The 13,974-nt window shown below is 59.1% G+C and carries 10 protein-coding genes; 8 read left to right on the forward strand and 2 right to left on the reverse strand.

What is annotated here, in order from left to right; all coding sequences use genetic code 11:
* The first annotated feature begins 145 nt into the window (after positions 1-145).
* The 8 genes from AC6I1V_RS09790 (at position 146) to AC6I1V_RS09825 (ending at position 10,036) form a co-directional block, all read left to right on the forward strand.
* Positions 146-529: a desulfoferrodoxin family protein gene (locus tag AC6I1V_RS09790; protein WP_308770960.1), complete on the forward strand. Its 384-nt coding sequence runs from the start codon at positions 146-148 to the stop codon at positions 527-529.
* Positions 530-1,826: 1,297 nt separating this feature from the next.
* Entirely contained in the window at positions 1,827-2,339 is a 513-nt protein-coding gene (locus tag AC6I1V_RS09795) for a succinate dehydrogenase/fumarate reductase transmembrane subunit (RefSeq protein ID WP_486853372.1), read from the forward strand.
* An 11-nt stretch (positions 2,340-2,350) separates the two neighbouring features.
* The gene (locus AC6I1V_RS09800; protein WP_486853371.1) at positions 2,351-4,222 is read left to right on the forward strand and encodes a fumarate reductase flavoprotein subunit; all 1,872 of its coding nucleotides are present in this window, start codon (positions 2,351-2,353) and stop codon (positions 4,220-4,222) included.
* A gap of 161 nt (positions 4,223-4,383) precedes the next feature.
* Entirely contained in the window at positions 4,384-5,169 is a 786-nt protein-coding gene (locus tag AC6I1V_RS09805) for a fumarate reductase iron-sulfur subunit (RefSeq protein WP_302554607.1), read from the forward strand.
* A 682-nt stretch (positions 5,170-5,851) separates the two neighbouring features.
* Positions 5,852-7,165, forward strand: coding sequence for a malic enzyme-like NAD(P)-binding protein (locus AC6I1V_RS09810; RefSeq protein WP_486853370.1), 1,314 nt, complete (start codon positions 5,852-5,854; stop codon positions 7,163-7,165).
* Between the two features lie 180 nt (positions 7,166-7,345).
* Positions 7,346-8,713 carry an SLC13 family permease gene (locus AC6I1V_RS09815; RefSeq protein WP_302553506.1) on the forward strand — a complete coding sequence of 456 codons (1,368 nt, stop codon included), beginning with the start codon at positions 7,346-7,348 and terminating at the stop codon, positions 8,711-8,713.
* 682 nt (positions 8,714-9,395) lie between these two features.
* Positions 9,396-9,674, forward strand: a complete 279-nt coding sequence (locus tag AC6I1V_RS09820; RefSeq protein WP_497736976.1) for a hypothetical protein — start codon at positions 9,396-9,398, stop codon at positions 9,672-9,674.
* A gap of 119 nt (positions 9,675-9,793) precedes the next feature.
* A complete protein-coding gene (locus tag AC6I1V_RS09825) occupies positions 9,794-10,036 on the forward strand; it encodes a hypothetical protein (protein WP_497736977.1) in 243 nt (80 codons plus the stop codon).
* 136 nt (positions 10,037-10,172) lie between these two features.
* Here the strand turns inward: AC6I1V_RS09825 and AC6I1V_RS09830 are convergent, their stop codons facing one another.
* On the reverse strand, positions 10,173-11,216 hold the full coding sequence (locus AC6I1V_RS09830; protein WP_486853367.1) for a symporter: 1,044 nt from the start codon (positions 11,214-11,216) through the stop codon (positions 10,173-10,175).
* Between the two features lie 729 nt (positions 11,217-11,945).
* Positions 11,946-13,856 carry a TIGR04326 family surface carbohydrate biosynthesis protein gene (locus AC6I1V_RS09835; protein ID WP_486853366.1) on the reverse strand — a complete coding sequence of 637 codons (1,911 nt, stop codon included), beginning with the start codon at positions 13,854-13,856 and terminating at the stop codon, positions 11,946-11,948.
* Positions 13,857-13,974 lie beyond the last annotated feature (118 nt).

Consider the following 13,974-nt stretch of genomic DNA (forward strand, 5'->3'; position numbering starts at 1 on the left):
TGTGGAAGATTCGGGGCGGAGGCCGCCGAGGTGGGGTAGACTATGGACAAAAAAGAAAAACAGGAATAGTATTTTTTATCATTAACTCATTAACGATGTCCCCGTGTGGACAATATATGCAGCCTCGCTGCGAAGGAGCTCTCCCATGACGTACCGTTATCAGCTTTATAAGTGCCCCATTTGCGGAACCGTGACTGAAATCGTGCATGATGGCGTCAGCGCCATGATCTGCTGCGGCAAAACGATGGAAGTTCTTGACGACCGCGAACCCGTTGGAACCAGGGAATCGCACATGCCCGTCGTGGAAGCCACGGAAAAGGGCTGCAAGGTGAGCGTGGGCTCCAAGCTGCACGGGATGGAAGCCGATCACCTGATCGAATGGGCCGAAATCCGCACCTCCGATAACACTGTGCTGCGCAAGTACTTCAAGGCCGGAGAAACCCCGGTCGTCGAATTCCCCATCCCCTTTGATCAGGTTGTGTTCGCCCGCGCCTACTGTAACAAGCACGGCGCTTGGCGTGCGAAATAACCCTGTCGTGCTCTGATTTGTTGAGCCCCCTGTTCCACGGAATAGGGGGCTTTTCGTTTGGCTCCGCCACAGGTAATGGGTGGTGCTTTCTTGAAGTTCCAAAGGAATAGCCAAGAAGATGATCCGTCATGAAGCCCGCCGACGGAAAATTTGGTAAAAAGGCTATATATTCACTGTATTGTGGAAATGAAAACAGCCACTCCCGTGACGGGGCGTTTCGGTGGGCGGCATCCGTATAGCCGCCCCTTGGATTGGGCAAGTGTAAGGAGAGGGCTGTGTTCTGGAAAGTGGTTGATGCTTTTCCCCCTGAAGCCCCAAGGGAATAACCGGCAAAATGCCTTAGCCGTGGATCCTGCCAAAGGGAAAACTGGAAAAAGGCTGTATTTTCACCGTACTGTGGAGATGAAGCAGCCACATGCCATAACAGGGCCAAGGAGAAAAAAGCCACCCTTTGTGGTGGGTTCGCAGAGGGGGGCCGCCTTATATGGGAGAGCTGCGTTGCCGCTTGATTTTGAAGTCAGGCGGATATGGTTTTCCCCTTATCCGGGCGCATCGCCGAGCCGCGGCCTCGGCCCGGCGAAGTTTCCTTCATAACATGCGCCATGTGGCTGCATACGCTTATGGAGGAGGGCCGGAGGGCCGTTCTTGAGGCAGCGCCGCACTTTCTTGGGAGGGGGTTGCCAACATTGTAAAACCGTCTCCCTCTGCCGGGCTGCTCTTTTTTGTTCATGGGACATGGAGAATAACCGTGTAAAAAGGGGAGGTTCGCTGCATTCCCTTTTATCTTGTGAAGAAGGGCGTCATTCCCTGAAAGGATTTGCGGCAAAGAAAATATGGAACGAAAAAATGAGTAAAAATACAATATTACATGACATGGTAATAAAAATTGTTTCTATGTTGTTCCCTAATAAGTATAAATAATAAAAGTTCTTTCCAGGGCAATTGGCTATATTGTTCGAGCGCACAAATAACACTTGGTTGACAGAAAAAGGAAAGTATCCTTTAAACCAGATAGGAATGCCGTTATACTTCAATAAGAAGTAAAGGAAGTTGATGCTTGCGGCGTCAGCTTATGGCGGAACTGGCAAAGGAGTTGCGAATAAGGAGAAGCGGAAGGAGTTGTAAGGTCTTTTTTATTATTTGAGGAGGGAATCTAAAGATGGCTCAGGCGAACATCACTTCACACGTCAGACTGCGCAGTCATATTTCAGGATACACCGATGTTATACAGATGTTGACCGGTGTCCTTCTCTGCTGTTTTGTGCTGATGCATATGGTACTTGTTTCAAGCGTCATCTTGAGTCCGAAGATAATGGACTCTCTGGCAGTATTCCTTGAAACATCTTATTTGGCGCAGATCGGCGGGCCAATCATTTTGCTTGTCATGATCCTGCACTTTATTCTCGCTGCACGGAAAATGCCGTTCAGTCCGCTGGAACTGCGCGAGTTCTGGCGTCAGGCCAAGATGATGCACCATATGGACACGTGGCTGTGGCTGGTGCAGGTCGCCACCGCGATAGTCATCCTTGTTATGGCCAGCGCGCACGTCATCAACGTCCTGTCGAATTTGCCCATCTCCGCGAACAAGAGTGCGGCGGCCATTCAGGGCGGCATGGTTCCTTTCTATCTGGTGCTGTTCGCCGCGTTGGATCTGCATATCGCCATCGGCTTGTACCGCATCGGCGTGAAGTTCGGCATCCTGAACCGTGAAAACCGGTTGAAGTGGCGCAAGTATGCCCTCTATCTCGTTATCGGTCTGGCACTGCTGAGTCTGGCAACCCACTACAGCTTCGCCACGATGGCCATCTAAGGGAGGGCGTCATGAGAACGATTTATTCCGACGTGTTGTGCATTGGCGCCGGGCTCGCCGGCGAACGCGTGGCCCTCGCCGCGGCTATGGAAGGTTTCCACACCATCTGTCTTTCCGTCGTCCCTCCGCGCCGGTCGCATTCCTCGGCGGCGCAGGGCGGTATGCAGGCGGCCCTCGGCAACGCCATCATGGGCAAGGGCGACAGCACCGACATCCACTTCGCCGATACCGTGAAGGGTTCCGACTGGGGCTGCGATCAGGAAGTGGCCCGCATTTTCGCGGACAGCGCGCCCATCGTCATGCGTGAAATGGCCCACTGGGGCGTGCCGTGGAACCGCGTCGTCGCGGGCAAACACATCTACTATAAGGGCGGCAAGCCTTTCGAGGCCGAAGAGGAGGAAAGCAAACACGGGCTCATCCACGCCCGCGCCTTCGGCGGCACCGCGAAATGGCGCACCTGTTACACGGCTGACGGCACGGGGCGTTCCGTGCTGAACACCCTCGACAGCAAATGCCTCCAGTACGGCGTGGAAATCCACGACCGTATGCAGGCTGAGGCTCTCATCCATGACGGCGAGCGCTGCATGGGCGCGATTGTCCGTTCCCTACGCGACGGGGAGCTTGTCGCCTACATCGCCAAGGCGACCCTCATCGCCACAGGTGGGTACGGGCGCATCTACCGCGCCACCACCAACGCCGTCATCTGCGACGGCGGCGGCCAGATCTGCGCCCTGAATACCGGCGTCGTGCCCCTCGGCAACATGGAGGCCATCCAGTTCCATCCCACAGGCAGCGTGCCCACGGACATTCTGATGACGGAAGGCTGCCGCGGCGACGGCGGGACGCTCCTCGACGTGAACGAGTACCGTTTCATGCCCGACTACGAGCCGGAGAAGGCCGAACTCGCCTCCCGCGACGTGGTTTCCCGGCGCATGACCGAGCACATGCGCAAGGGCTTCGGCGTGAAGAGCCCCTACGGTGACCACCTGTGGCTGGATATCCGTCACCTCGGCGAGCACCACATCACGACCAAGCTGCGTGAGATCTACGACATCTGTACGCATTTCCTCGGCGTGAATCCCATCCATCAGCTTATCCCCGTGCGCCCGACGCAGCACTATTCGATGGGCGGCGTCCGCACGGACAAGGACGGCCGCGCCTACGGGCTCAAGGGGCTGTTCGCCGCCGGTGAAGCGGCGTGCTGGGATCTGCACGGCTTCAACCGTCTGGGCGGCAACTCCCTCGCTGAAACCGTGGTTTCCGGGCGTTACATCGGCAGCAAGGTGGTTGAGTATCTCAAGGGCTCCGAAAGCGTGTTCAAGACCGAACCCGTCAACGATGCCCATAAGCTCGTCGCCAAGGCCATTGACGACATCGTTTCCTGTCGCAACGGCAAGGAAAACTGTTTTGAGCTCCGCAACGCCATGCAGGACGTCATGATGGACGACGTGGGCATTTTCAGGAATGCCAAGGATCTCCAGAATGGCGTCGACAGGCTGCTTGAACTTTCCGAGCGGGCCAAGCACATTGGTCTCTACGGCAGCGTGAAGGGCTTCACGCCGGAGCTGTCCATGGCCCTGCGCGTGCCCGGCATGATCAAGCTGGCGCTCTGCACCGCCTACGGCGCGCTTCAGCGCACCGAATCCCGTGGGGCGCATACCCGCGAGGATTTCCCCGAACGCAACGATGCCGAATGGCTGAAGCGCACGCTCGCCTACTGGAAGGAAGGCGACTCCCTGCCCACTCTCAAATACGAAGACGCTTCTCCGTGGTTCGAGCTGCCTCCGGGCGAGCGCGGCTACGGCGGCGGGAAGATCATCCCCGCCGAAATCCCCGCCGACAAGATCAAGACCAAGGCGCAGGCGGAAGAAGCCATCAAGTAGCTCGCGAAGCGTTTGCGGGGGAGGGGAGAAGGGCCCCTTTGAAAAGGGCCTCCTTCTCCCCTCCCCCGGCCCCTCCTCTCATCCCCCTAAACTTTTTGGCTGGTGGGGAGGGTTCGCGAAGGGAGATCAGAACAACCATTTTCAGTAGATGAGGAAAGAGCATGAGTCGCAAATTGCATATCGAGGTGTTCCGGTACAATCCGCTTGATCCCGCCTCCGTTCCGCACATGCAGTCTTTTCATGTGGAAGAATACAACTCCATGACCCTGTTCATCGCGCTGAACATCATCCGCGAACAGCAGGATCCGAGCCTCCAGTTCGACTTCTGCTGCCGCGCGGGCATCTGCGGTTCCTGCGGCATGGTCATCAACGGGCGTCCCGGCCTCGCCTGCCATACCCAGACCCGTGATCTGCCGGATCACATCGTCCTGCATCCCCTGCCGGTCTTCAAGCTGCTTGGCGACCTGTCGGTGGATACGGGCGTATGGTTCCGTGAAGTGGGCCGCAAAATCGAAGCGTGGGTTCACACGCAGGACAAGGCGTTCGATCCCCGCGCCGAAGAAAGGCGCATGGAAAACGAGCTTGCCGAGCAGATTTTCGAGCTTGACCGCTGCATCGAATGCGGCTGCTGCATCGCGGCCTGCGGCACGGCCCGGATGCGCAAGGACTTCCTCGGCGCGGCGACCATCAACCGCCTCGCCCGTTTCTACATCGATCCCCGCGACAACCGTTCCGAGGACGAATATTACGACGTGATCGGCAACGATCAGGGCGTATTCGGCTGCATGGGCCTCCTCGGATGCGAAGATGTCTGTCCCAAGAAGATTCCCCTCCAAGACCAGCTCGGCATCATGCGCCGCATGCTGGCCCTCAAGTCCGTCAAGGGCATCCTGCCCAAGGCCCTGTACGAAAAGTTCAAGGGCTGCGGATCGCACTGTCACAGCTAAAAAGATGGGCCTCCGGCGGCAAGGGGCTTACCGCCCCTTGACCCCGTCCGGGGGGCGAGCCGCCCCCCGGACCCCGGCACAATCGGAACGGCTCTGTTCAAGTTTACGGTTGATAAAGAGAAAGACTCTGTTATCGTTTATGGTTGTTTTATCTCCACAGTGCGGTGAAAATATAGCCTTTTTCTCCGGTTTTCCCCTTGGCAGGATCCACTGATAAGGCATTTTTCCGGTTATCCCTTTGGAACTTCAAGGAAAAAGCATCAACCGTTTTCTATAACACAGCCATCGGAATTGCTGAAGCGTGTTGCCTTGGATCGGCAGGAGGAACGGCACGCCGTTTCCCCTGCGCCGGAGGGAACGGCATGGGGGCTTTTGTCCCTGGCTGGTGCGGGGCCGATACGGCTGGGAGGGCTGGGGGCCACCCTTTGGGCGGGGTTAAGGTTGGTTGTTCCGTCTGAAGAACGTCGTGATAACCTTATGGGAAAAAACGTGATAAGTTGGGATGTTGATTTTGCGTTTTTGAGGAACTTCGTAATTTTGTTGACGAATATGCAGCAGACTCTTGGAAAGAGTTATCACGCCGCCCGGAGGCGAGTTTTCGCGCCGCGCATCATCCGTCGGTGCAGTTCGCACCCTGCCGCCTGAAGCGTCGCCTTTCACCTCTATTTAAAGGAAGGTACATATGGCCTTGTTCACGCGGGAAGAAGCCCTTGAATACCACCGTTCCCCCCGTCATGGGAAAACCGAAGTGGTGCTGACCAAGCGCTGCGAAAGCCAGAAGGATCTGTCCCTCGCCTATTCGCCGGGCGTGGCCGAAGCCTGCAAGGCCATCGCGGAGGATCGGGCGCTGGTATCCGAATACACCGGGCGCGCCAATCTGGTGGCCGTGATCTCCGACGGCACGGCCGTCCTTGGGCTCGGCAACATCGGGCCTTACGCCGCCAAGCCGGTCATGGAAGGCAAGGGCGTCCTGTTCAAGAATTTCGCAGACATCGACGTGTTCGACCTGTGCCTCAAGACGGGCAGCGCCGAAGAGTTCATCGCCGCCGTAAGGACGATGGAACCCACGTTCGGCGGCATCAACCTTGAGGACATCAAGGCTCCCGAATGCTTCATCATCGAGGAGGCCCTCAAGAAGGAAATGGGCATCCCGGTGTTCCATGACGATCAGCACGGCACCGCCATCATTTCCGGCGCGGCCCTGCTCAACGCCTGTGAACTCACGGGCCGCAGGATTGAAGACGTGGCCGTCGTGGTGGTGGGGGCCGGCGCGGCGGGCATGGCCTGCGCGCGGTTCTACTGCGCGCTTGGGGTGAAGCGCGGGAACATCCGCATGTTTGACTCCAAGGGGCTTATCCACAAGAAACGCCCGGATCTGGCCGAATACAAGCTGGAATTTGCGCAGGAAGACGATCTTGGGAGCCTCGCGGACTGCATGAAGGGGGCGGATCTGTTCCTCGGCCTTTCCACTAAGAATCTGGTTTCACGGGATATGGTGCGCTCCATGGCCGACAGGCCGGTGCTGTTTGCCATGGCGAACCCTGATCCGGAAATCGCCTACGAGGATGCCAAGGCGGCCCGCCCGGACTGCATCATGGGTACCGGGCGTTCCGACTATCCGAACCAGATCAACAACGTATCGGGCTTCCCCTACATTTTCCGCGGCGCGCTTGACGTGGAAGCCACGGAAATCAACGAGGCGATGAAGATCGCCGCCGCCGAAGCCCTCGCCGCGCTGGCGAAGGAGCCTGTCCCGGCGGAAGTCTGTTCCGCCTACAATGTGGACAAGCTCGAATACGGTTTTGATTACATCATCCCGAAGCCGCTTGATCCGCGCATTTTGACGCGCATCACGCCCGCCGTCGCCAAAGCTGCGATGGATACGGGCGTTGCCCGCAAGCGTATTGAAGATCTCGACGGATACGCCCGTGAACTGGAACGGCGCGTAAAGGCCTCGCACGATCGCATCCGGCCGTTCGTCGCTTCTTACGAATAAAAAAATGCCCGTTCACGCCGTTGCAGCGGAGCGGGCGGGCGCCTCATCGGGGAGGGCGGCCGCGTTTTGGGAGGAACAAGGCCGCCCTTGGGAAGCGTTTCCGTCAAAGGCATCACCAGTTTGATGACTTTCATACACTAACTGTTTTCGCTTTTTTGGCAAGCAGGGGAGAAGGTTTGTATGAAACGGCTCATGTGGGGTTTCTTGGCTCTGTTGATTGTTGCGTGTGCGGGCGTTTATCTGTCCGGTGGGATGGAGTGCTTTGCGGCCTCGTCCGGGACAGCGGGCGCCGCCGTTCCCGGCGACCACACCAAAGCGTATATTACTCTCGGCATCCTCGCCGTCGCCGCGCTGCTGTTCGTTACGGAAGCGCTCCCGCTGCCCATCACGGCCATGCTCGTGCCCGTGGGGCTTTCCAGCACAGGCGTTTTGACCTCAAAAGTGGCGTTCAGCTACTTCGGCGACAACACCGTGGTGCTGTTCATGGCCATGTTCATCATCGGCGAGTCGACGTTCGTCACCGGTTTTGCCGACAAGGTCGGCCAGATGGCCTTGAAGCTGTCCAAAGGCGATATGAAGAAGCTGCTGCTTTTCTCCATGATCGCTGTCGGCGGCTTGTCCACCGTGCTTTCCAATACCGGAACCACCGCCGTGGCCGTCCCCATGATCATGGGCATGTGCGCCTCCGCCAAGGTCGCGCCGAGCAAGATCCTCATGCCCGTGGCCTTTGCGTCGTCCCTCGGCGGCACCGTGACCCTCGTGGGCACGCCCCCCAACGGCATCGTCAACTCCATGCTCGATCAGGTAGGCATCCCGCCGTTCGGCTTCTTTGAGTTCGGCAAGTTCGGCCTCATCCTGTTCGCCGCCGGAATGCTGTATTACTGGGCCTTCGGTTATCGCCTGCTTCCTGAGGACAAGGGCGGCGAAGACCATTCCTTCGGTTCCGAACTGAAGGAGCGCCGTACCGGGAAAATGCCTTACTCTATGGGGATATTTGCTTTCGTGGTCATCATGATGGTGACGGAAATGCTGCCCCTGACGACCGCCGCCGTGCTCGGTGCGTGCCTTGTGGTGGCGACCCGCTGCATGACCATGAAGGAAGCGTTCCAATGCATCGACTGGGTAACCATTTTCCTGTTCGCGGGCATGCTCTCCATGTCCGCCGCCATGCAGAAGTCCGGGGCCGCCGCGCTGGTGGCGAACGCCGTGGTTTCCAACGTGTCCGGGCCGACCATGCTGCTGTTCGTGTCCTGCGCGCTTACCATGCTGCTCACCAACTTCATGTCGAACACCGCGACAGCGGCCCTGATGGCCCCGCTGGCCCTTCCCATCGCCGTCGGCGGCGGCATTTCGCCCCTGCCGCTCATGATGGGCATCTGCATGTCCGCCTCGGCCTGCTTCCTGACCCCCATCGCCACGCCTCCGAACACCATCGTGTTGACCCCCGGCCGCTACACCTTCCTTGATTATCTGAAGGCGGGCTGGCCGTTGCAGCTTATCAGCCTCGTGCTGTGCGTGTTCGTCATCCCGATGATCTGGCCCTTCTAGAGCGTTTTCACGCTGAAAATGCTCTTCCGGCTGCGGGAAGCAGGCGGCCGCTGTAAGGTATAAGCACAATGTATTTGCACTGTTCAATGCCGGAGCGGGTATTTTAACACTGTAAAACGTTAAAGCCCATTTGTTCTAGCCCCAAACCGCGGCGTCCTGCCCCAACCGGGATGCCGCATCTTCCCTCCCCCCGGACATTCCCCTTCGGCAAACCGCAAGGGGAATGTCCCCTCCTTGGAGGGGAGGACAGCGCCTGTCGCCCCCCGTGCGGCAGGCGTTGCGTTTTGGGCTCAGGGAAGGGAGTGGGGAGCCCCCCAAGCGGGTTGGGGCGGGCTGTTCAGTGCGGCGTAATGGGCAGAAGAGATGCCCTTCCACCACCTTGGAAGGAGGGCCTTTTTTGAAGGCTCCGCCATAGCATATGGTTGCTTCGTTTGGCGGTGCCAGAGAAAATAGTTGATGCTTTTTCCCTGAAGTCCCAAAGGAATAACCAACAAAATACCGTAGCTGTGGATTCCGACGACGGGAAAACCGGATAAAAAGCCCATATCTTCACCGCGCTGTGGAGATGAAACAACCACATACTATACAGAGCCTTTTTGAAAGGCCTTTCCAATGAAGCTGCTGGGGATTACGGGGCGTTACATCGCGGACAGGAATTCCGTGGCAGGGGGATGGCACGGAGATGGGGCTGTTTCCCGTTCAAACCGGGATGCGATCCGTGTGGGCGTGTGCCCTGTTATTTTTTGAGCCTGTCTTTGACGCGGACAGGCAGTTCCGAGAGGAGTTCGGCGTGCTCCTCTTGGGGGATCAGCCGCTGGGCGGCCTGCATACGGGCGTGTTTTTTCTCGTGGAAGTCGTGGAGGCGCCGGATGATGCGGTCGTCGCGCCGTCCTTTGAGGCATATCTGGGCGGCGTTGACGATGTTCTGGAAGAAACCACATACTATACAGAGCCTTTTTGAAAGGCCTTTCCAATGAGGCTGCGGGGGATTGCGGGGCGTTACATCGCGGACAGGGATTCCGTGGCAGGGGGATGGCACGGATATGGGGTTGTTTCCCGTTCAAACCGGGAATGCGATCCGTGTGGGCGCGTGCCCTGTTATTTTTTGAGCCTGTCTTTGACGCGGACAGGCAGTTCCGAGAGGAGTTCGGCGTGTTCCTCTTGGGGGATCAGCCGCTGGGTGGCCTGCATACGGGCGTGTTTTTTCTCGTGGAAGTCGTGGAGGCGCTGGATGATGCGGTCGTCGCGCCATCCTTTGAGCCATATCTGGGCGGCGTTGACGATGTTCTGGAAGAAACCACATACTATACAGAGCCTTTTTGAAAGGCCTTTCCAATGAGGCTGCGGGGGATTGCGGGGCGTTACATCGCGGACAGGGATTCCGTGGCAGGGGGATGGCACGGAGATGGGGCTGTTTCCCGTTCAAACCGGGATGCGATCCGTGTGGGCGCGTGCCCTGTTATTTTTTGAGCCTGTCTTTGACGCGGACAGGCAGTTCCGAGAGGAGTTCGGCGTGTTCCTCTTGGGGGATCAGCCGCTGGGCGGCCTGCATACGGGCGTGTTTTTTCTCGTGGAAGTCGTGGAGGCGCTGGATGATGCGGTCGTCGCGCCGTCCTTTGAGCCATATCTGGGCGGCGTTGACGATGTTCTGGAAGATGGAGTAGGCGGCCAGCAATACGGACGCTATGGGGTCGAGATACTGAAAGGTCAGCCACATGGGCAGGATGATGTTCTTTTGCGCCAGCGCCTGCCCTCCCGCGATGCGGCGGTGGAAGCGGGAACCGATGGATTTGCCGAGGATGAAGTTGGCTGTGCAGACGGCGATCCCGGCAAGGGCAAGGAGGATTTCGAGCCGGTAATCCTTTTCGCCGGGCTTCAGGAGCTGTTCAAAGGTGCCCGCCATAAGGATGATGAGCATCCCCGCCCACAGGTAATAGGCCAAGATGCCCCAGCGCAGCAGTACGGCGTTGGCTTTGGGGGCGGCGTACTGGATGAACCACGCGGCCAGCAGGGGCAAGAGCATGGTGGGCCCCACGCGCATGAACACGTTGAACATGGTTTCGAGAAAAGGCGTGTCGATCTGTCCCGTGGCGATGATCGGCAGGATCAGCGGCGCGAGCACGACGATGGCGAGGTTGCTCAGGAAGGCATAGGCCGCGAGGAAGGCCACGCTGCCGCCGAGCATGCCGGTGATGATGGCCGCCGCCGTAGCCGTGGGTGTGAGGGCGGCCATGCATACGCCCTGCGCGATGGCCGGATGCCACGGGAGCGTCAGCGCATAGAGGCCAAGGCTCATGGCGACTTGAAGGCCCATCAGGATGAGGTGCAGGGGGTGGAACCGCAGATCGCGCGGCGAGATGTTGCAGAAGGTCAGCAGGAGCATGGAGGCGAGGAGCCACGGCGCAAGCCATGTGAACTGTGAGAAAAAACTGTGCCCCACGGCCCCTACGGTGATGGCGATGAGGAGTGTCCATTGTTTGAGCGCGCGCAACAGCTTTTTCATCCCAGACAACCCCCTCTTTGTGCCCGTTTGAAGAAAGCGGGCATGAAATGCCTCCACCATACATAACGGCCCAGCCCTTATCAAGGAAGAACCGTCTGGGAGGCATTCGCTTCCGCAATGAAAATTGCATTTCAACTATCTGAAATTCAAAATGAATTTTTTAGAAATCATCGAAAAGGCGAATGCCTCTCGTCTGGGCTTTATTTTACTTCATTTAAGAAGAGTTATAAAAATAACAGGCGGTTTTGGAGGGGGAGCCGTCAGGGGCAGTCCGCTTAAGGCAACAGGAAGGGGGACTGAATGCCCCCCTTTTTATCATTGCCCTGTATAGTTTGTGGTTGTTTCATCTCCACAGTGCGGTGAAAATACAGCCTTTTTCTCCGGTTTTCCCCTTGGCGTGAGCCACGGCTAAGGCAGTTTACACTATGGCCGCCGAAGACTGGAGCAGTATGGCGACGGGAGCCACGGCTAAGGCATTTTGCCGGTTATCCCTTTGGAACTTCAGGGAAAAAGCATCAACCATTTTCTGTAACACAGCCTTGTCATTTCCTGCTTGCCGTCATGGGGATTGGCGTCGGCCTCGGCGAGCGTTTTCACGTTGAAAATACGCTTCCGGCTGCGGGAAGCAGGCGGTCGCTGCGAAGGCATAAGCACCATTTATTGGCGCTGTTCAATGCCGGATCGGGCGTGCCTTAAACGTTCACTGCAACATCTTAAAATTAAGTTGTTCTAGAGCCCCAAACGCTCCTTCCATCTCGGCAGTTCGGGGTTGAGGGCGAGGTAATCGGGCGGCAGGTCGGGGGCTTTGGGAGCGGCGAGGGCGGCGGCCACATCCTTGACCGTGCGGACGTTGACCACGCCGGGAAGCCCCTGCAAGGGGCAAAGATCCACGTCGTCCTCGGCGGCCTGCACCAGCACGGGCAGCTTGCGGAAAGCGGCCTCCAGCGCCACGGTGGTGGAGTTGGAAGCCCAGACCACGGTGTCCGGCGTAAGGAAGTTCCCGATGGGGCCGTCCACGACGCTGGGCGGCTCGGCGGCGCCGTACAGGTTCTTGAGGCGTTCGGCTACGGGCAGGTAGGGATGCGGCTTGACGACGACTTCCCAGCCGTCCAGTACCCCGGCCTTGGCTGAGGCCGCCAGCGCGGTGAGGTGGGCGTCGGTTTCGTCGGCGAAGAAGCTGGTGACGACGAGCAGGCGCGTGGGCTTGGCGGGCGTCTCCGGGGCGGCTTCGGCATCAGGCTTGGGCGTGAGGTAAAGATACCGCAGGGCTTCCACCAGTGCGGTACGATCCTTCGGCATGTGCCCGGCGAGCAGGGCATCCTGCGCACCGGTCCCGTTGCACAGCCACAGTTCGGGCATGGCCCGGCGGCAGGCGGGATCGTTGATCATGCGGGGATCGTCGAAATAGCGGAAGTCCGTGGGGCGCACCGTGGAGTGCTGCGCGCCGTAGACCGGCCCGGCGTCCGCGTCGTGCATGGACTGGCAGAGCATACGTTCCCACGGGCAGTTTTCCTGTGGGAAGGTCGTCCAGTCCTGCGGCCCGGCCCATTCCGCATAGCGGCGGAAGGCTTCGCGCATGAGGCAGCGTTCCAGCGCCCGCCAGCCTCGGGTGGAATCGGCCCAGTTGTCTTTCAGGAGGGGCCAGAGATCCATCCGGGAGCCGGGGAAGCGGAACAGTTCCCTGACCTGCGGCTCCACGGCCCGGCTGGAGAGCAGGAGCTTGCCGAACCGCACAAGGCTCTTGGCGATGTCGCCGTTGGTGAGGAATTCTTCAAGGAAGTGGAACGAAGCGCCGTCCTGCCCGTTGGCGCGGAAGCGGTCGCGCAGCTTGATCGCATCGGGGAAGGAACACTGTGGGGCCGGGAAATAGATGAAGACCCAGTTCACGCGGTTGGGCTTGCCGTCGGCGGGCTGGAGGGCGTCATGGAGCTTTTCCCAGTAGCGGGAGCGGAACCGCCCGTTCTTGGCGGCGCCCATGTCGATGTTGGGGAAGTAGGTTACGATGCTCGCGGGCTTCACGCCTTCGGGCAGGGCGGGCCGGGAAAGCGGCGTGCGCGGCAGGCGGCGGCGCACGATCCACAGCCACGCCGGGAAGCGTACCAGCGCCTTCACCGGGGCGGGCAGGCGGTAGTAACAGGCTTTGAGCCTGGCCTTCAGGCCTTCAGGCTGTGCCGCTTCCGCGCCGCCGATACGGTGCACGGCGAACTCGCGCCCGGCAGCCTTGCAGAAGCGCCCCAGAACGTCTTCCATCCACGGGTCGGCCCCCGCCGCGGCGTGCAGCTCCAGCCGGGTGACGCCCTTATCGTCCATCAGAAGCTCAAGGGCGCGCAGCTTCAGCGCCGGGAACAGGTTGTGCGTCACCTTGGGGTGCTTTTCCACCAGCGTGGAGCACCACCACATGGACAGGTTGTCGTCGGCGCGGAGGTGTTCTTCCAGCAGCTTGCCGTCGATCCGGGCACAGCCCGTTTCGTATGTCCATGCCGCCAGCTCGTCACGGATGGGAAACAGGCGTTCGTTCAGCTCCACGGGGATGGAGATCTGCCCGTCGGGGACGCTGCCCTTGTCCCATACCGCCACCAACGCCTCGGACGGCGTGCCCTTCGGCAGTTCCGTTTTGTTCAGCAGGATGAGTGTAGCCATAGAAACCCCTTTTGAAAGGAATGGTTGCCATAATCGGTGAGAGGCCTTTCCAGAGGAAGGCCGGCCTTCCCCTTCTCCAAAACTGCCCGCTTGGTTCGCCAATCCTCTTCAGGTTGTG

It is taken from the genome of Bilophila sp. T19-St14, from assembly GCF_059728385.1.